15 protein-coding genes are annotated in these 19041 nt (G+C 60.3%); 6 read left to right on the top strand and 9 right to left on the bottom strand.

Annotated features, from left to right (window positions below):
- The first annotated feature begins 59 nt into the window (after positions 1 to 59).
- From L904_RS20515 to L904_RS20495, 5 genes are all read left to right on the top strand, one after another.
- Positions 60 to 842: an SDR family oxidoreductase gene (locus L904_RS20515; RefSeq protein WP_035264434.1), complete on the top strand. Its 783-nt coding sequence runs from the start codon at positions 60 to 62 to the stop codon at positions 840 to 842.
- 45 nt (positions 843 to 887) lie between these two features.
- Complete coding sequence (locus L904_RS20510; RefSeq protein WP_035264432.1) at positions 888 to 2807, top strand: beta-N-acetylhexosaminidase; 1920 nt, start codon at positions 888 to 890, stop codon at positions 2805 to 2807.
- Positions 2808 to 2819: 12 nt separating this feature from the next.
- A complete protein-coding gene (locus L904_RS20505; protein ID WP_020808525.1) occupies positions 2820 to 4253 on the top strand; it encodes a M81 family metallopeptidase in 1434 nt (477 codons plus the stop codon).
- 62 nt (positions 4254 to 4315) lie between these two features.
- Positions 4316 to 5521, top strand: coding sequence for an MFS transporter (locus L904_RS20500; protein WP_020808524.1), 1206 nt, complete (start codon positions 4316 to 4318; stop codon positions 5519 to 5521).
- A gap of 26 nt (positions 5522 to 5547) precedes the next feature.
- Positions 5548 to 6288 carry a copper homeostasis protein CutC gene (locus tag L904_RS20495; RefSeq protein WP_031233341.1) on the top strand — a complete coding sequence of 247 codons (741 nt, stop codon included), beginning with the start codon at positions 5548 to 5550 and terminating at the stop codon, positions 6286 to 6288.
- Here the strand turns inward: L904_RS20495 and L904_RS20490 are convergent.
- From L904_RS20490 to L904_RS20460, 7 genes are all read right to left on the bottom strand, one after another.
- Positions 6254 to 7405, bottom strand: a complete 1152-nt coding sequence (locus L904_RS20490) for a glycosyltransferase family protein (protein ID WP_020808522.1) — start codon at positions 7403 to 7405, stop codon at positions 6254 to 6256. The two genes, L904_RS20495 and L904_RS20490, sit on opposite strands and share 35 nt — an antisense overlap.
- Positions 7402 to 8649 carry a glycosyltransferase gene (locus L904_RS20485; protein WP_020808521.1) on the bottom strand — a complete coding sequence of 416 codons (1248 nt, stop codon included), beginning with the start codon at positions 8647 to 8649 and terminating at the stop codon, positions 7402 to 7404. Before L904_RS20485 ends, L904_RS20490 begins: the two co-directional genes overlap by 4 nt.
- 43 nt (positions 8650 to 8692) lie before the next feature.
- On the bottom strand, positions 8693 to 9901 hold the full coding sequence (locus L904_RS20480) for a glycosyltransferase family protein (RefSeq protein WP_020808520.1): 1209 nt from the start codon (positions 9899 to 9901) through the stop codon (positions 8693 to 8695).
- 72 nt (positions 9902 to 9973) lie between these two features.
- Positions 9974 to 11149 carry an ABC transporter permease gene (locus L904_RS20475; RefSeq protein ID WP_020808519.1) on the bottom strand — a complete coding sequence of 392 codons (1176 nt, stop codon included), beginning with the start codon at positions 11147 to 11149 and terminating at the stop codon, positions 9974 to 9976.
- Complete coding sequence (locus tag L904_RS20470; protein WP_003521288.1) at positions 11146 to 12144, bottom strand: ABC transporter permease; 999 nt, start codon at positions 12142 to 12144, stop codon at positions 11146 to 11148. Before L904_RS20470 ends, L904_RS20475 begins: the two co-directional genes overlap by 4 nt.
- Before the next feature lies 1 nt (position 12145).
- Positions 12146 to 14047 (bottom strand): ABC transporter substrate-binding protein, encoded by a 1902-nt coding sequence (locus tag L904_RS20465; RefSeq protein WP_020808517.1) that lies wholly within the window; start codon positions 14045 to 14047, stop codon positions 12146 to 12148.
- Complete coding sequence (locus L904_RS20460) at positions 14044 to 15936, bottom strand: ABC transporter ATP-binding protein (protein ID WP_031233340.1); 1893 nt, start codon at positions 15934 to 15936, stop codon at positions 14044 to 14046. Before L904_RS20460 ends, L904_RS20465 begins: the two co-directional genes overlap by 4 nt.
- Positions 15937 to 16147: 211 nt before the next feature.
- Between L904_RS20460 and L904_RS20455 the strand changes: the two genes are divergently transcribed.
- Positions 16148 to 17110: a glycosyltransferase family 32 protein gene (locus L904_RS20455; protein ID WP_020808515.1), complete on the top strand. Its 963-nt coding sequence runs from the start codon at positions 16148 to 16150 to the stop codon at positions 17108 to 17110.
- Here the strand turns inward: L904_RS20455 and L904_RS20450 are convergent.
- Both L904_RS20450 and L904_RS20445 read right to left on the bottom strand, forming a co-directional pair.
- On the bottom strand, positions 17102 to 17845 hold the full coding sequence (locus L904_RS20450; protein WP_020808514.1) for a polysaccharide deacetylase family protein: 744 nt from the start codon (positions 17843 to 17845) through the stop codon (positions 17102 to 17104). The genes L904_RS20455 and L904_RS20450 overlap by 9 nt on opposite strands.
- Positions 17842 to 18939, bottom strand: a complete 1098-nt coding sequence (locus tag L904_RS20445) for a glycosyltransferase family 4 protein (protein WP_020808513.1) — start codon at positions 18937 to 18939, stop codon at positions 17842 to 17844. Before L904_RS20445 ends, L904_RS20450 begins: the two co-directional genes overlap by 4 nt.
- Between the last annotated feature and the right edge of the window lie 102 nt (positions 18940 to 19041).

Genomic DNA, 19041 nt, shown 5'->3' with positions numbered 1-19041 from the left:
TGCTTTGCCGGAGACCTCGCTTTGTGGCGGGTCGTAAAGCTTCAAGGGAGTTGTAGGAGATGAAGGACAGGAAAGACCAGCTCGCCGTCGTTACCGGCGCGGCAGGTGATATTGGTCGGGCAATTGCTGCGGCGCTCGCTGAAAGCCATGCAAAGGTAGTGTTGGTCGATATCGATCCCGACGCTCTTTCGGGCGCGCTATCCCTGCTTTCCGGTCCCCGCTTCGTTGCGAAAACCTGCGATGTCACCGATCCGCAGGACCTTGAGAGGCTGGCCGCCGAGGTTGCGGAACTGGGTGATGTCGCGACCCTCGTCAACAATGCGGGTGCCGCAAGGGCGGTCAGCCTGCATGACACGACCGCCGACATATGGCGCAAGGACAATATCCTCAATCTGGAAGCCCCGTTTCTCTGCTTCAGGGCTTTCGAGGGGGCGTTGAAGCGTACCCAGGGGTCGGTGGTCAACATCACCTCCGTCAACGGCATGGCGGTATTCGGCCACCCTGCATATAGCGCGGCAAAGGCCGGGCTGATCCATCTGACCAAGCTGATCGCCGTCGAATACGGCAAATTCGGCATCCGCTCCAACGCCGTTGCGCCGGGCACTGTGCGCACGCAGGCATGGGAGGCGCGGGCCGCCGTCAATCCTCAGGTCTTCGAGGAGGCGAAGCACTGGTATCCGCTGCAGCGGATCGTGCGACCTGAAGATGTGGCCAATGCGGTTGCTTTCTTGGCCGGCCCGCAGGCCGCCGCCATCAGCGGCGTGTGCTTGCCGGTTGATTGTGGTCTCACGGCGGGGCAGGCACCGCTTGCCCGGACTTTCTCGCAATCCGAACACTACTGATTAAAACCGTCTCACCGGTTCCAATGCGCAATAAAGGGGAGCATCATGGCGCTCGCACAATATCGTCTTGAAAATTCTTGGCATCCGCTCGCAGAGTCCGCATCCGGCGGCTTTACCTTCACTCTCGTCAATCTTTCCGGCGCACCGCTGAAGGATTTCCGTATCGTTTACACGTCGCTGACGCGGACGGTGGACAAGCCGGTGTGCGGCAATGCCGTTTACCTGCGCCGCAACGCCAATTTCCATGAATTTGCACCGCCGGCGGGCTTCGTGCTGGAGCCCGGCAAATCCTGGCGCTTCACCGTCGATGGCCTGCTGCGGCCCGCAAGGCATCGCACGGATGGCGCGAAATCCGCCTATGTCAGCCTTGCCGACGGAACGCATCGCGCTGTCGATGTCGGTGACCTGATGCTGGATGGGCGTCACAGCGAGCCGGCACCGGTGCTGCTTCCTGAAGGCAAGCTCGATCTGCCCTTTTCCATCCAGCCCTGGCCTGCCGAAATCGATGCGGAACCGGGCGAAGGCTTCCCCGTCGCGCTCTTCCCCACGGAAGATGCAGGCGCGGAAGAGGTGCTTGCGGTGGAAACCGTGCTTTCGTTGTTCCGCAGGCTTTTTGCCGTCGGGCACGTGCCCTTCAGCCTCGCGCCGGTTCATGAGGGAAAACCGCTTCGTTTCAAGCAGCATAGCGGTCTGGAAGCCGAAGGCTATCGCATCACCTTTTCGAAAGACGCGGTCGTTGTGGAATATTCGGCCGCTGCCGGTCTGCAATATGGCTTGACGGTTCTGGCGCAGCTGCTGCATGGCGCGCGCATCGATCCCAAGTTCCGTTTCCCTGTTGCCGGCACCATCAGCGATGCGCCGCGTTATAGCTGGCGTGGCTGCCATCTGGATGTCTCGCGGCAATTCTATCCGACTGATGATGTCGTGCGGCTGATCGATATTCTCGCATGGCTGCGCATGAACCGGTTCCACTGGCACCTGACGGATGATGAGGCGTGGCGTCTTGAAATCAAGGCCTATCCGCTGCTGACCACAGTCGGCGCGACACGCGGTCCGGATGCGCCACTTCTGCCGCAGCTCGGTAACGGGGCCGAACCGGTGTCCGGCTATTACACGCAGGATGAGGTGCGCATGGTCGTTGTGCATGCGGCCGCGTTGAATGTCGAAATCGTGCCGGAAGTCGATATTCCCGGCCACAGCACGGCGGCTCTTGTCGCCTATCCGGAACTGACGGATGGGCAGGAGGCACCGGACAGCTATCGCTCTGTGCAGGGATATCCGAACAACGCGCTCAACCCGGCCATCGAGCCGACCTATGAATTCCTCGGCAAGATATTCGACGAGATGGTTGAGCTCTTTCCGTCGCGGCTGATCCATATTGGCGGCGACGAGGTTGCGGATGGGTCTTGGCTCGCCTCGCCTCTTGCCAAGGCGCTGATGGAAAAGGAGGGGCTGGATGGCACCTTCGGCATCCAGTCCTATTTCATGAAACGTATTCAGGGGATGTTGCACGAGCGCGGCCGCCAGCTTGCCGGCTGGGATGAGGTTTCCCATGGCGGCGGCGTCGATCCGGCCGGAACGTTGCTGATGGCATGGCAGAAGCCGGAAGTCGGACTTGAGCTTGCGCGCCAGGGCTACGACGTGGTGATGACGCCGGGTCAGGCCTATTATCTGGACATGGTGCAGGATGAAGCCTGGCAGGAGCCGGGCGCAAGCTGGGCCGGCACTGTTCCGCCTTCGCATACTTATGCCTATGAGGCCGTCGGCGAATTTCCCGAGGAGTTGAAGGAGCGGATGAAGGGCGTTCAGGCCTGCATCTGGTCCGAACATTTCCTCAATCGCGCCTATTTCAACCATCTGGTTTTCCCCCGTCTGCCGGCGATTGCCGAGGCGGCGTGGACGCCAAAGGCGCAAAAGGACTGGCTGCGTTTTGCGGCCATCGTCCCCTTGAACCCGGTTTATTGAGGGGAAACCGACATGCGTATTGCCGTGGGTGGAATTCATACCGAATGCAGCACCTATTCGCCGGTGCTGATGGGCGAGCAGGACTTCCGCGTCTTTCGCGGCGCGGAACTGCTGGAGGCCGAGTATTTCAATTTCCTCGGCGGGGGCGGGGCGGACGTGTTGCCGCTTCTGCATGCGCGGGCGGTGCCGGGCGGACCGGTTTCGCGCGCGGCCTATGAGGCGTTCAAGGCGGAGTTTCTCGAACGCCTTAAGGCCTGCCTGCCGCTGGACGGGCTTTATCTCGCCATGCACGGCGCGATGAATGTCGAAGGTATGGACGATGCGGAAGGTGACTGGATTTCAAGCGCCCGCGCTGTCGTCGGGCCGGATGTCGTGGTCTCTGCGAGCTATGATCTGCATGGCAATGTCAGCCAGACGATCATCGATCAGCTCGACATATTTGCCGGCTATCGAACTGCGCCGCATATCGATGTGCGCGAGACGATGGTGCGGGCGTGGACGATGTTGCTGAAGGCCCTGAAGACGGGCGAAAAGCCCGGCGTCGCTTGGGCGAAAATCCCCGTTCTGCTGCCGGGGGAGAAGACCTCCACGGAAGACGAACCCACCAAAAGCCTTTATGCCGTTCTGCCGGATCACGATGCGCGGCCCGGCATTTGGGATGCGAATTTCATGATCGGCTACGTCTGGGCGGACGAACCCCGGGCGACGGCCTGCGCCGTGGTGACGGGAACGGACAAAGCGGCCGCACAGGCTGTCGCGACCGAGATCGCGCAATCCTACTGGGATGCCCGGCAGGATTTTCGTTTCGGCCCCGTGACCGAGCCGCTTGAGGCCATTCTGGATATCGCCGAGAACACGGCAACGCGACCGATCATCTTGGCCGACTCTGGCGATAACCCGACCGGCGGCGGGGTTGGCGATCGCGCCGATGTTCTGGTCGCACTGATTGCGCGCAACTGGCAGGGTGCGCTGCTGGGCGGCATCACCGACAGGCCGGCGGTCGAAGCCTGTTTTGCGGCCGGCGAAGGTGCTGCGCTTTCCCTGAAGATCGGCGGCAGTCTCGATCCGCAGAGCCCGTCCGTGACCGTCGAGGCCCGCGTTGTGAAACTGGACGATCCAGGTGCTGCTGACCAGCGGCAGGCAGTGGTCGCCATCGGCGGCATCACGGTCATTCTGGCGGCGCGGCGCAGGCCTTATCACATGATTTCCGATTTCACCCGTCTCGGCTTTAATCCGAAGGAGGTGCGGCTGCTGGTCGTCAAGTCCGGTTATCTTTCACCGGAGCTTGCGCCTATCGCCAATCCCAACCTCATGGCGCTGACGGAAGGGGTCATCAATCAGGATATCGAAAACCTTTCCAATCGCCGCCGGGACGGCGATTTTTACCCATGGAAGCCGCATTTCGATTATACCCCTCAGCCCATCCTTTCGGCCCGCTGGCGATGACAGCGGTTCGGTAGCTTTTACCCAGCGATCCGGCGGTGCCGGATCATCTCAGGCGAATATCCATGCCGTCGGCTCTTTCCATCGTCATCAACAATCCGTCGATCCGCATCGGGGCGCTCGCCATCCTGTTCTTCGGGTTTTCGAATGCGGCGACCGCTCCCTATCAGGCGGTCATCGGTATTCGCGAAATCGGGCTGAGCAACAGCGTCTATTCGCTGCTGATGCTGTTTGCCGCCGTCATTAATGTCAGCGCCAGCGTGTTGATGGGCATCGTCGCAGACAGGCTGGGTGAATATCGCAAGCCAATGCTCTATATCGCGCTCTTCGGTGTCAGCGGTTATCTGCTGGTCTATCTGGCCGGCAACGCCACCGCCTTCGTTGCCGCGAAGCTTGTGCTTCTGCCGATTTTCGGAGCGATGAATTCGTTGATCTTCGCCCATGTGCGCGCCGATGCGCGCAACCTTTCGACGGGTGAAATGATCGCGGTGAATTCGATCATGCGGGCAACCATCTCGCTTTCCTGGGTGCTGGTGCCGGGCATTGTCGGTGTTTTTCTGGTGAATTCCGGCAATATGCTGATGGCATTCCTGTTTTCGGGCATCTGCGCGCTTGTCTGCTTTCTGCTCGTTGCCTTCTGCCTGCCGCGGGCCGCCACGCCGGCATCGGCAAATACCGAAGCGCGGTTCGGCCTGCGTGCCTCGCTTGCGGAAATCGGATCGCGGCGGGTGCTGCTCCGGATCATCGCCATCGCGCTCATCTGCTCGATGCTGCATCTCAACGATTCCGTGCGCTCGCTCATCATAACCGGACAGGCGAGGGGCACGGTGGCGGATATCGGCATTGTTGCGGGTATCGTCGCTGCGCTGGAAATCGTCTTCATTCTCCTGTGGGGCTGGATCGAGAAGAAGGTTCCGCAGACGCTGACACTTGCGGCGGGAGCGGGGCTTTACGCCATCTATCTCATTCTGCAGGGGCTTGCTTCAGCGTCGTGGCATATCTACGCCCAAACGGTCATCAGTGCGCTGGGCGCCGCCGCGATCATCAGCATTCCAATTACCTACTTGCAGGAACTGATCGCGGACCGGCCGGGACTCGGAAGCTCGCTGATTGCGGTCAACATCTTCCTCGGTGCTGGTCTGGGTGCGTTGATTTTTGCCGTTGGAACCCTGGTCTCCAGCTATTCGGGGACTTCCATATTGGGGGCGATCGTGGGGCTCGGCGGCGTTTATATGCTTTACGCGCTTGATGGAAAGGGCCGCCGCAGGTAACGGCCACCCAAATGAAAGAGGTTACGATGATTCTCGAAATTTGCGTGGACGATGTCGCCGGTCTGGAAGCGGCGGTCAGCGGTGGGGCCGATCGGATCGAGCTCTGCGCGGCGCTTTCGGGCGGCGGTGTGACGCCATCGGCGGGTTTCATGCAGCGCGCGACGTCCTGTGGGTTGCCGGTGAGCGTCATGATCAGGCCGCGCGCCGGTGATTTCGTGTTCACGCGCGACGAAGCGGATGTGATGAAACGCGATATTGATGCGGCGCGTGCTGCCGGCCTTTCCGGCGTGGTGCTCGGCGCATCGCGTGGCGATGGTTCGCTTGATATCGGCTTGCTTGAAGAGCTGCGCAGTCATGCCGACGGGCTGGATGTGACGCTGCACCGGGCTTTCGATGTCGTGCCTGACATGGAAGAGGCGCTGGAAGCCGCCATCGCATTGGGGTTCCCAAGAATTCTCACCTCAGGCGGGGCGCGTTCGGCGCTTGAAGGGATTGAGGCTCTAGCCCACCTATCCGAGATGGCGGCAGGCCGGATTGTCATCATGCCCGGTGCCGGCGTGCGCCCGCAGAGCGTTCAGACCTTGCTGGATCGCTTTCCGATCACGGAAATCCACGCATCCTGTTCCGCCGTTCCATCCTTTGATCCCGACAGCAGGGTGGCGAAGCTCGGTTTCACGGGCGCAGGGCGCAAGGTTACCGATGAGGCGGCGGTTCGCGAGTTGAAGACGATCCTCACCGCTCATCGTAGAGACGGCGCAGCGCTCTAGCGGTTCCGGCCGCGCCATCGAGATCGAGCGTGATCGTGCCGGGTGCCGGCAAGGACAATGCGGCCCTGATGGCATCGGCCATCGCTTGCGCCGAAATATCGTTCTCCTCCAGCACATGCGCCAGCCCCAGCCGCGCCAGCCGTTCGGCGCGGGCGCTCTGTTCGGTTTCGCCTCCGGCTGCGAAGGGTATCAGAAGCGAGCGGCATTTTGCCTGAAGAATATCGCAGACGGTGTTGTAACCGGCCTGTGAAATCGAAAGCCGTGCGCCGGCGAGCAAACTTGCGAAATCCTTGCGGAAACGGAAGACGGACACATTGCCCGCCGCCCGCGCCGAGATCGCATCGAAATCCGCCTGCGGCATGTTGGGACCGGTCACGAGGCACCAGCTCTTGATGCCATCCAGCAGGGGGGCAGCCTCGAGAGCAGCCCGTATGAGTGCGGCCCCAACGGCGCCGCCGCCTGCGGAAACCACGATATCGAATTTTTCCGCCGGTTCCGGCGGTGGAAGGGGGGCGACGAGGCCGGTATAGACGATGCGCTGGCTGATCTCGCCTGCGAGGGGAAAGGTGTCTTCCAGCCGGGCGAAATCCGGATCGCCATGGACGAGCACCGCATCGAAATGTTTCTTCACCAGTGAAACGGTCTCTTCGTCCCGGCCCGGTTTGGTCTTTTCCTGCAAGATGTCGCGCAGCGACGCCATGACGAGCGGGCGTGGTTCGCTGTCTTCTATCTCATCGAGAAGCGGCAACAATTCGAAACGCACCTGCCTGCGACCGAAGGGGAATGCCTCGATGATAACGATATCGGGTTTGGCGCCGTGATAGGCGCCGATCAGCATGTCGGTTCTCAGCCTCTTGAAGTCGTCATCCACCGGTTTGCCGGAACTGTCGACCAGGCCGGCAAAGCTGCCGTCGCTGACGGCGATGGGCGGCAATTCGACATGGCGGATGCCCTCGCCCGGAAAGCCCGGAACCGGCGTGCCGCCCGTGACCAGCACGACATCGAAACCGTTCGCCTGAAGGGCGTTGGCAATGCGGCTGGCGCGGGCGATATGGCCGATGCCGAGAAGGTGCTGGACGTAGAAGAAGACGCAGGGGCGTTTTTCCGTATCGGTCATGGCGTTTTTTCCCACTCGGTCTCGAACAGGGCCTTCAGCTCGACAATGCTGGTGCGATGGTCGAAGGCGGTGCGCACACGGTTTTCGGCGGCACTGCCAAGACGCTGGCGCAATTGCGGATCGGTGATGGCCGTGCGCAGGGCATCTGCGAAGGCTGCCGGATTTTCCGGTTCCGTCAGCAGGCCGTTTTCACCGGTGACGAAGAACTCCGGAATGCCGGAAATATTGGTGGAGATGCAGGTCAGCGCCTGGCTCGCGGCCTCGACCAGCACATTTGGCAGGCCGTCGCGGTCGCCATCGCTGGTGATGCGGCAGGCAAGGGCGAAAAGGTCCGCTTCCCGGTAGTTCTCCAGCACCTGCTTCTGGTCCATGGCGCCGGTCCAGACGATCCTGTCGGCGACGCCGAGTTCGTCAGCGAGTTTCTTCAGTGCGGCCAGTTCATCGCCGCCGCCGATATGGGTGAAGCGCCAATGGATATCCTGCGGCAGCGAGGCGAGCGCACGCAGGAGAATATCGATGCCCTTTTTCTTGACCGCCCGGCCGACGCTCAAAATCCTGACCGGATCATCGGCATCTGAACCGTCTCTTGCCGGTCGTGGCGTGTCGAAATGCGGGAAACGGGTGAGGTCAAGGCCGTGATAGCTCAGATGCACATTCTGCCTTGACCCGGAAAGGGTCTGCAGATGCCGAAAGCCGCCGGCAGTGCAGGTCACGGCCCAGCGGGCGCTTTGCAGCTTGGCGGCAAGGTCGCGGTCGTTCGAGGTCCAGATGTCCTTGGCGTGGGCCGAAATCGTCCAGGGCGTGCCGGTAATGAGGTGGGTATAGGCGGCGACCGAGGCGGGCGTATGGATGAAATGGACATGCAGCCATTCGGCATCCGCCGGCCATTCATGCGCGAGCACGGCAGCCTGCCCGAAACGGCGGAAGCGATTGCGGCTGAGATCATGCGGCAGGTCGTTGAAAAAGCGGCGGAGCGCCTTGGTGAAGCCCGGCTTCCTGCGGCAGGCCCAAAGCGCCTTCAAAACCCGCAGCGGCTCCTCGTGCAGATATTCCGGCAGATATGTGACGGGCGCGCGGATTTCATCGTGAACGGGGTGGCGCTTCTTGTCCGTGGGCCGGCGCATCGACATGAGTTCGAGTTTTAGCCCGGCCTTTTCCAGTCCTAGAAGCTCCTGGGCGATGAAAGTCTCGGACAGGCGCGGATAGCCCTTGAGGAGCACCACGATTTTTTTTGTATCGGTCACGTTGCGCGTGTCTCTTTTGAAGCGGTGTTTGTCGGGGAACCGGTCACGCGGTTAGCGTGATCGGCGCCTTGTCGCCCTCGGGCGGCAGCCATTCGGCTATCCGGCGCGATATGTTTTCCAGACCGTCCAGCTTCAGTCCGCGCGCATTGACGGAGGGCGGCGCCCGGTTCGGCAGCGACTTCAGAGCTGCCGCCATTTTTGCCGGGTTTTCGGCATCTTCCGGCAGAAGCATGTCGAAAAGGCCAAGCTCCGACGCGCGGCTGGCGCGGATAAGCTGCTCTTCGCGCGGCACCGTGCGCGGCACGACGAGGGCGGGTTTGTCGAAGGACAATATCTCGCAGACGGTGTTGTATCCGCCCATGGAGACGACGGCCTGCGCGCCGGCGACGAGATCTTCCATGCGGTTGTCGAATTCGATGATTTCGATATGCGGAATATCGGCAACACTGCTCATGAAGCGCTGACGCTGATCCGCCGGCATATAGGGGCCGAGCACCACAAGCGCCTTGTGCGTCAGTTCGCTGTCATGGCGATAGGCGTTGATGACGTCGTCGATCAATTCGCTGCCATCGCCGCCGCCGCCGGTGGTGACGAGAAGGTAATCGCCTTCCGGCCGATGCGATACGGTTTCGGCCTGCGTCTTCGATCTTTGCAGGAAACCGACGAAATCCATCTTGTCGCGCACGGTGTGCGGAACGTCGAGCCCCGTCAGCGGATCGTGGAAATCGGGTGGGCCATAAATCCAGACGTGGTCATAGAACTGGCCGATCTTGGTCATGACATTATTGCGCTTCCACTCCGCTTCGAGCAGCTGCGGCGCATCCATGACGTCGCGCAGGCCGATGACGAGCTTGGTGCCCTGTCCCTTGAGATAGGCGAGCGTTTCCTCCACCTCGCCGCGCAGGCCCATGGGCTCCTTGTCGACGATGAAGATATCCGGCTGGAAGCTTTCGGCGGTGTGGTAGATGATGGAGCGGCGCATCTTCAAGGTTTCCTGAAGATCGATATGCCTGTCCATGGACGTATATTCGCCGTTGCGCAGCTTGATGACGCTCGGGATTTTCACGAAATCGACGCGGGCGCGGTAATCGAAGGCGCCGGCAATCGTCGCGCCTGAAATGATGAGGACGTTGAGGCCGCGATAATCCTCCACCAGAGCATGCGCGATGGTGCGACACCGCCGCAGATGCCCGAGCCCGAAGGAATCGTGGCTGTACATCAGGATACGCGCGTCGTTCAAACGGGAGGTCATGGGCCACACCTCTTTTTGCCTTTCACAAAAAAGGCGATGGCGGAAGGGCAGTTTATCAAAGGGTGTTCCATTTTATCTGAAGGGATCCGCAGCATCACGTAGTCCGTCGCCGAAGAAATTAAAGGCCAGAATGACGAGAACGACCGGGATCGTCGGGATGAGAAGCCATGGATATAGCGCAATGACGCTGACGCTGCGCGCCTCCGTGAGCAGAATTCCCCAACTTGTGATCGGCGGTCTGAGACCGAGGCCGAGGAAGCTCAGTGCGGTTTCGCCGAGAATCATGCCCGGTATCGTCAGCGTTGCCGAGGCGATCAAGTGCGACATGAAGCCGGGAATAAGGTGCCTGCCGATGATGCGCGGCGTGCTGGCACCCATTAATTGTGCAGACAAGACATAGTCTTCTTCGCGAAGGGCCAGAAGTTTCGAGCGCACGGCGCGTGCAAGGCCCGTCCAGTCCAGCATGCCGAGAATGATGGTGATGCCGAGATAGACAAGGATGGGGCTCCAGGTCACCGGCATGATCGCCGCAAGCGCCAGCCAAAGCGGAATGCTCGGGATGGATTGCAGCACCTCGATGATGCGCTGGACAATCAGATCGAATGTGCCGCCGCGATAACCCGCCAGACCACCGATCACAATGCCGAGAACGAAGCTCATGGCGACGCCGAGAAGGCCGATGGTCAGCGAAATGCGCGCGCCATAGATGATGCGGGACAGCACGTCACGGCCGAGACGATCCGTGCCGAGCAGGAACAATTCACCGCCCTCCGCCGGGCAGACGAGATGGGTTCTGCCCTCGAACATGCCCCAGAAACGGTAGGTATCGCCTTTGCAGAAGAAACGCAGCGGCTGGATATCCGTCGGCACATCCCGGTAGACGCGTCTCAGATTATCCATGTCGAGTGTCATTTCCCGGCCATAAACGAAGGGGCCGACAAATTTTCCGTCATTGAACAGGTGAATAGCCTGCGGCGGGGCGTAGATATGCTCGATATTGCGGGTGTGGAGATTATAGGGTGCCAGGAACTCGCAGATCAGGATCGAAAGATAAAGCACCACCAGAAAGGCGCCGGACCACACCGCAATCTTGTGCTGACGGAACTGCCACCACATGAGGCGGAGCTGCGAGGCCTTGCTGAAGGCCGCCATTCCTGACGTGTTGGGTTCGACCAGCGACGGGTCGAAGGGCGCGGTCGAGACGTAATGGGGCAGCGCTTCGCCGGGTTTCGGAATGGATGAGGTCATTTGACGTTACCACCTCCGAAGCGGATTCGCGGGTCGAGTATGGCAAGGGCGATATCCGACACCAGAACGCCGATCACCGTCAGGAAAGCGAGGAACATCAGGAATGAGCCAGCCAGATACATGTCCTGGCTCTGCAACGCCCTGATGAGCATGGGACCGGTGGTTTCGAGCGACAGCACGACGGCGGTGATTTCCGCGCCTGATATGATGGCCGGCAGGATCGAGCCGATGTCCGAGATGAAGAAATTCAGCGCCATGCGCAGCGGATATTTGGTGAGCACCTTGAAGGGGTGCAGCCCCTTGGCGCGGGCGGTGACCACATATTGTTTCTGCAATTCATCGAGCAGATTGGCGCGCAGGCGGCGGATCATGCCGGCGGTGCCCGCCGTTCCGATGATGAGGACGGGGATCCAGATATGTTCGAGGATCGACTTGAACTTCGCCCAGCTCATCGCCTGGTTCAGATATTCCCGATCCATCAAATGGCCGATGGAGATGCCGAACCAGATATTGGCGAAATACATCAGGATCAGCGCCAGCATGAAGTTGGGAATGGCGATGCCGAGCAGGCCGAGGAAGGTGAGCCCGTAATCGCCCCAGCTGTATTTATGCGTGGCGGAGTAGATGCCGATCGGGAAGGCGATAAGCCAGGTGACGATGATTGTGACGAAGGAGACGAGCACCGTCAGCCACAGGCGGTCTCCCACCACATCGCTGACCGGCAGCTGATATTCGAAGGAATAACCGAAATCGCCGACCAGCATACCGGTCGCCCAGCGGAAATAGCGAATCGGTGCCGGCTGGTCGAAACCGTAACGGACGCGCAGCTCCTCGATTTCGGCAAGGTTCGCCGTCTCGCCCATGGCGCGCAGCTCGGCGACATAGCTTTCGAAATAATCGCCCGGCGGCAGCTCGATGATGGTGAAAACCAGCATCGAGATCAGGATCAGCGTGGGGATCATGACGAGGATGCGCTTTAAAATATACCGCAGCATATCAGGCGTCTCCGTCATACCAGAAGCTATCCGGCATATAGACGCCGAGATAGGATGTGGGCTCGTAACCGAAAAGCGCCTTATCCGGCACGTTTCGCATGCGTTTGACATGAACGACGGGTTGCAGCGCGCCGTTGACGATGCCGATGGAAAACACCTGCTGCGTATAGATCCCCAGCATTTCCAGCCAGATGGCTTCGCGCTCCTGTTCGGTGACGCTTCTGCGCCATTTTTTCAGGAGATCGAGCAGATGCGCCGCCTCCGGCAGATCGGGCTCCTTGCCCTCGCGGCCGCCGGAAAGATAATGCACACCCCAGACCGGCCATTGCAGCTGGTCATCGCCGGTGGGGGCGAGGCCGGATGGCAGCATGTCCGGCGTCGGTACACCGTTATCCATGCCCATCCATACCGACATCAGCACCTCGCCGCCCATGGCGCGCTTGCGGAAGACATCGCGCTGGGTGGGGCGGACGGAAACGGCAATGCCGATATGCCGCCAGTGATCCGTCACCAGTTCCATCACGTCGGTTTCGAGCGTGCTTTCGCCTGTCGTTTCGACGATGATATAGGCCGGGCGGCCATCCGGCAGGAGCCGAAGGCCGGCATTGTCGCGCTTGTCGAGACCGGCTTCATCAAGCAGCCTGTTGGCCGCCGCCCGGTCGAAGGCGCTCCAGGCGTCCGTAAATTCCTGCCGGTAAAGCGGGCTTTCCGGCAGAACGGTATCGGCGCTTTCCTTTGCCAGCCCGTAAAAGCAGACCATGTTGATTTCGTGCCGGTTTATCGCGAGCGACAGCGCCCGGCGCACACGCACATCCTGAAAAGCGCTGCGCCAGATCGGGTCGGCACAATTCAGATTGGGCAGCAGCGCGATGCGCGAGCCCTGAGAGCGCTTGTAGAGGTTCACCTTCAGGGGAAAGCGCTTTTCGGCATCCTTCAGAAAGGTGTAATCGGCGAAATCGAGGCCGAAATATTGCAGATCGCTATCGCCGGACGCCGTCTTGGCCGAGATGATGTCGGACGAAGTGACGTTGAGCAGGAAACGATCGAGATAGGGCAGTTGCAGGCCGTTTTCGTCGACCCGGTGATAATAGGGGTTACGCTCGAAGACGAATTGTTCGGCCGGTGGCGCGGTGGTGTTGCGCCAGGCATCCAGCGTCGGCAGATCGGGATTTTCTGGCCGCACCTGCCGCGACATCTTGATATGCAGCCCGCTCCAGTCATCCGTCTTGTTTTTCTTGATCAGCTTGGCGAGCTTTTCCGTCGTCTGATATTTGACGTGGAACTGTTTCATGTAGGCGGCGGGCAGGAACAGCCGGGCCGGTGAGGCCGCTGCGAGCTTCGCCAGAAAATCCGGGTTCGGACCATCCCAGGTGTAGCGCACCGTCAGCCGGTCGATGACTTCGATAAGCGGCGGCTTGCTGTTGACCAGAAGTTCGATCGGCGGGCCGCCCTTGTGGATTTCCCTGTTGAGGGCGACGTCCTCCCAGAAATAACGGAAATCCTCGGAGGTGAAGTCGCTGCCGTCGGACCATTTGTGGCCTTCGCGCAGCTTGAAGGTGAAGATGCGTTCTTCCTGAACGTCGTAGCTTTCGAGAATATCCGGATGAAGCTCGAATTTCTCGTCATAGCCGACAAGGCGGGCATAGCTGCTGATCGGCATCAGGCGAATGTCGCGCTGGCCGCCAATGAGCATACGCACCGAGCCGCCATGTTTTCCCGGCTCGCGGCCAAGCGCTTTCATGTCGATGACGCGCGGGTTTTTTGGCAGGCGTTCGGCCACGTCGGGCAATTCGCCCTTTTCCCGTTTTTCCTTGAAATAGGCGGGGTCGGTATAGCCGGCCCGCGCATAGGCCGGCAGGAAGATGGAGGCCAAGAGGGCAAGGGTGGTGCGACGCGTGATCAAGGGCGAAGCTCCCGGATATCGGCATTGCCGTTTGCAAGCACGAAATGGCCTTCGCCGAGATCGGCGGAAATCATGTCGCCATCACCCTCGTCGCGGAACTGTTTGCCCCAGTCGAATTTGCCCGTCGCGCTGATCTTGCCGATGGTGCGGAAATCGAGCGGACGGTCGAGATCCGGGAAAGGCACGGCCGCCAGCAGGGATTTCGTATAGGGATGAACCGGAGAGCGCATCAGGATTTCCCGTGGCGCCAGCTCCACGATACGACCCTCGCACATCACGGCCACGCGGTCGGCCATATAGTCCACCACCGCCAGATTATGCGAAATGAAGAGATAGGTTAGCCCGAGATCCTGCTGCAAATCCTTCAGCAGATTGAGGATTTGCGCCTGCACGGAGACATCGAGGGCGGAAACGGGTTCGTCGCAGATGAGAAGTTCGGGACCGAGCGCCAATGCCCTGGCGATGCCGATACGCTGCCTCTGTCCGCCCGAGAAACTGTGCGGGTAACGGTTGAGCGCGCTTTCTCCGAGCCCAATGGCCCTGACGAGATTGCGCACTTTCTCCGCGCGGTATTTCGCATTGCCCCGTCCGTGGATTTCCAGCGGCTCGCTCAGGATGTTGCCCACGGTCATGCGTGGAGACAGCGACGATATCGGGTCCTGGAAGACCATCTGTATCTTCGACCGCAGCTCTTTCAGGTCTCCGTCCCTGGCATTGAGGACATCAATGTCGCCCTCAGGCCGGTGAAAGGTCACCGAGCCTTCATCCGGGCGAACGGCGCGCATGAGGATTTTGCTGACGGTGGTTTTGCCGCTGCCGCTTTCACCCACCAGCCCGAGGCATTCTCCGCGGCGAATTTCAAAACTGACGCTGTTGACCGCTTTGGTGGCGTTGGCGTCGCCTTTGCGGAACCAGCTGGACTTCCGGGTCGTGAACGTCTTGCTGATATTGTCCACGGTCAGAAGCGGGCCGGGGGTCTTGTTCACCGCGGCGTTTTTTTTGCCGACGAGGCTTTCGTGGTCAATGTTGATTTCGCGAAGCGCCTTCAGCCTTTCGCCGGGCTTCATGTCGAAATGCGGCACGGCGGCCATCAGGCCCTTGAGATAGGGGTGGCTTGGTGACTTGAAAATGTCGTCGACCGTACCGGCCTCCATGATCTCGCCCTGATAGATCACCGCGACCTCGTCGGCGATATTGGCTACCACGCCGAGATCGTGGGTGATGAGCAGCATGCTCATGTTCAGGCGGCTCTGCAGATCGCGCAGCAGCTTGAGGATTTGCGCCTGTATGGTCACATCCAGCGCCGTCGTCGGCTCGTCGGCGATCAGAAGTGCGGGACGACAGATCAGCGCCATGGCGATCATGGCGCGCTGGCGCATGCCGCCCGACAGCTCGAAGGGATACATGTTCACGACCTTCTTGGGTTTGGAAAACCCCACAAGGTCGAGCGTTTCATGCATTTTTTCCGCACGTTCGGCCGGCGACAGGATGCTGTGAATCCTGAGCGCCTCATCGATCTGGTTGCCGATGGTGTGCAGCGGCGAGAAAGACGTCATCGGCTCCTGAAAGATCAGGCCGATGCGATTTCCGCGTATCGAACGGATTTCCCGGCCGTCCTTCGGCAATTGCAGCAGATCGACGGGGCCGGCTGCGGCATTTTCCGGATCGGTGAACAGCACACGACCATTCACGCGCGCCGTCTTGGGATGGATGCCCATGATGGTCTGGCCGATGACGGATTTTCCGGAGCCGGACTCGCCGACAAGAGCAGTGACTTTTCCCGGAAGAATGCGAAGGCTCGCGCCCCTGACGGCATCGATGGTGCCGCCCATGAGAGAAAACGAGACCCGCAGATTTTCAATACGGAGCAAATCTGCGCCTGCGCTCATGCCAAAGGGTTCCTTGCCGTCTCTTTATCGTTGCCTTGTGACAATTTGCTCAGGAGGGCTTAAATCCACGTTATCGCAGGGTTTGTTGTCTGTCTATGCCTCTGAAACATCGAATTGTTTAGCGAATTCAAAGCCGGCTTCCGAAACACGACGGCTTGCCTGACGCCTTTTGTTTGGCGATATGTTAACGAGCGTTTCTGGATGAGGATCCATGTCCGACAAGAAATATTACGATGCCCAGCTGGATAAGGCCCGGCAGTTGCAAAATGGCGGTCAGTATGCGGAAGCCAATGCGCTTCTCTTATCGCTGGTTGCAGCAAAGGACGGCCACCTGATGGGGGAGCAAACAGTGCTCGGCCTGCCGCGCCGGCTGCATGCGGCACGGCTGCGCCTCGCCAAGGCCGAAGGCGATATGGTCGCCAAGATCGGTTATCAATATACGCTTGTTCCACCCCCGCAGGTGCTGGAGAAATATGCGCGGTTTTCCACGGAAGAACGTCGCACGATCAGCCTTAAAAGCCGTGAAGATGTGCCAAGGCTCATCCACCAGATATGGATCGGGGAAAAAGCCCCGCCGGTCTCGGTTAAGGCATGGGCCGCCCACGCTTCGAACCATGGTTACGACTATCGGCTCTGGCGGGAGGCCGATCTTGAGCGGGAAGGCGTGTTTTCGAACGGCGTCTTCAAAACCATGCTGGACAAGGGCGATTATCCGGGCGCGGTGGATGTGGCCCGTTATATCCTGCTGGAGCGGTTTGGCGGTATCTATCTCGATTGCGACTGGTATCCGGCGCGGGACGATGTGAGTTTCGATACATTCCTGCCTCTGGCGGGGCTGACGGTGTTTGACGAAAAAACGCCACGGGACACGGGGCAGGGCAGCATGCTGCTTGCCAATTCCTTCATCGCTGCGCCTGCTGGACATCCGGTTTTCAGCAGGATGCTGGCTGCCTTTCCCGGAATTATCGAAGACATGCCTCGCGCGCCCGCCTGGTGGTCGACCGGCCCCTTGATCTTCACCATCATCGCCCGGGCGGGGAGCATCAGCCTCGCGCCGGCGGGGTTCGTTGCCGCGTCCCTTCCCGACCGCGCCCCCTTTGAAACGGTGGAAGCGGTCAGGCGGAAACTTTCCACTGAGGCGAGCGGATTGCTGATCGCATGGAAATCATGGTGAGATTTCGTCGACGAGGTCTTTCGAAGAACGCCAGCGGGCGGCGGGATGGTCGGCGGTCACCTCGAAAAGCCGTCTCAGAAAGCGCCAGACATTGTCGTCATGGACGAGATGGTGGGTGAGGATGCCGGTCGTGCCGCCGTTTTCGGCGGTCGTCAGGATGCGGGCGGCGGTCTCCGCAAAGAGCACGTCGTCGTTGCGGCCACCGCGACTGCCGTGCCAGTCGATCACATCGACATGGGTGTTCAGGCAGGGCGGCAGGGTGCTTTTCTCCGGACCGAAAACGGATAGGGTGCGATATCCGAGGCCCGCCAGTGCCTTCACGATATCGGCATCTATGCGGTTCCACGGCGGCACGAGCATCGGCACCAAACGCCCGCCATGCAGGTCGTGGAGTTTATCCAGCCCGGATTGCAATTCATCAAGAATGACAGCGGGATCGCGATGCGATCCGAGTTCCTGTTTCTTTTCGTTCTTGCCGGCATAATTCGTATGGGACCAGCCATGCACGGCGACCTGGGCAATGTCCGATACATCCAGATGCTGTGCGAGCTTATCGGTCGTCATCTCGGGGATGACCGCGAGCGTGACCGGAGCGGAAAAGCCGCCGCAAAGATCGAGCAACGTGTCGAGCGCGGGCGTCGGCTCCACCGCATCGTCGTCCCGGAGCCAGAGATCGGCGGATATGCCGCGCCGCCCGCATTCGTCCAGTGCCGCAACGAGTTTTTCCAGACTCATGATCTTCGCGCCTTTGCTTGCAGCAGGATATGGTTCAGTTCTTTTGCGGCATTTTCCAGAGACCGTTCATTCCTCACGAATTGCCGGGCCGCCCGTGCCAGTTCTTCGCGCTGTCTGTCGTCGCCGAGCAGGGTTTTAATCGCGTCGGCATAGGCGGCTCTATCATTTTCTGGTGTCAGTAATCCTGTGACGCCGGATTTTACCACCTCGGGGACGCCAGCCACTTCTTCGGCCACAACGGGCAGGCCGGCAGCCTGCGCCTCGAGATAGGCGAGACCATAAGCCTCGCCATGGCCCGGCCAGACATAGAGAGAGGCTTTTGAAAGGAGCATTGCGATCTCGGCCGCGGTTTTTTCCCCATGCCAGACGAGACGGTGATTGGGAAACGCGCTGAACATGCCCTGTACGGCCGTGCGCTCCGGTCCGTCGCCGACGATATCCAGCGTCCAGTCGAGATCCTGCGGCAATAGGGCGAGCGCTTCGGAAAGGGCGCGATAGCTGTCGAGCTTGTCACCCGCCCGCATCATGGCGACGGTGATGAGCCTTGCAGGTGTCGGCTGGGGCGTGTTCTTGAGAAAGGCCCTGGCATCGATGAAAGGCGGCAGCATGGCCCAGCGAAGGGTGGGCGAGGCCCGCACAAGCCCTTCACGATCCCGCGCGGTGAAGCAGATATTGATGGCGGCGGCGTTCAATGCGGCCAGCAACCCATCCTGAACCCCCTGCCATCCCATCCCATTCCGTTTCGGCGAATAGGACGCTTCGGCGCTGACATAGGGGATGTCGAAACGTTTGCTCAGTTCCGGTCCAAGCAAGTCCGGGGCCTTGTAATAAGGGTGGTAGCAAAACCAGAGATCCGGCATGCCATTCCGTCGCCAGCGCCGTGTGACGATCTCGATTTCGCGCTCGGCCTCATCGGCGAGCAAGGCCCTTGCCGGGTCATCCGGCTGTTTCAGGAAGCTGCGCAATTCCGAAGCGACGGAAACATCGTGACCGCCCATCGTGATCGCCGTCATTAGCAAACGGGCCATCAGCCGGTCGCCGGAGGGAACGGGATGGTTGGGAGATTTGAGCGGCGCATAAAAGGCGATCTTCATGGCGATGGTTGTGCGTTGGCGGTGGCTTGGGCGTCAACCGGAATTTGAAAGGGCCGAGCCTTGACAGGTCCGTCATTCTTGCCCAACTGAAAGGCATCTTTT

Source organism: Agrobacterium sp. LY4 (assembly GCF_001526585.1).
Taxonomy (GTDB): Bacteria; Pseudomonadota; Alphaproteobacteria; order Rhizobiales; family Rhizobiaceae; genus Agrobacterium; species Agrobacterium leguminum.
This window is presented reverse-complemented; position numbering and strand designations above follow the sequence as displayed.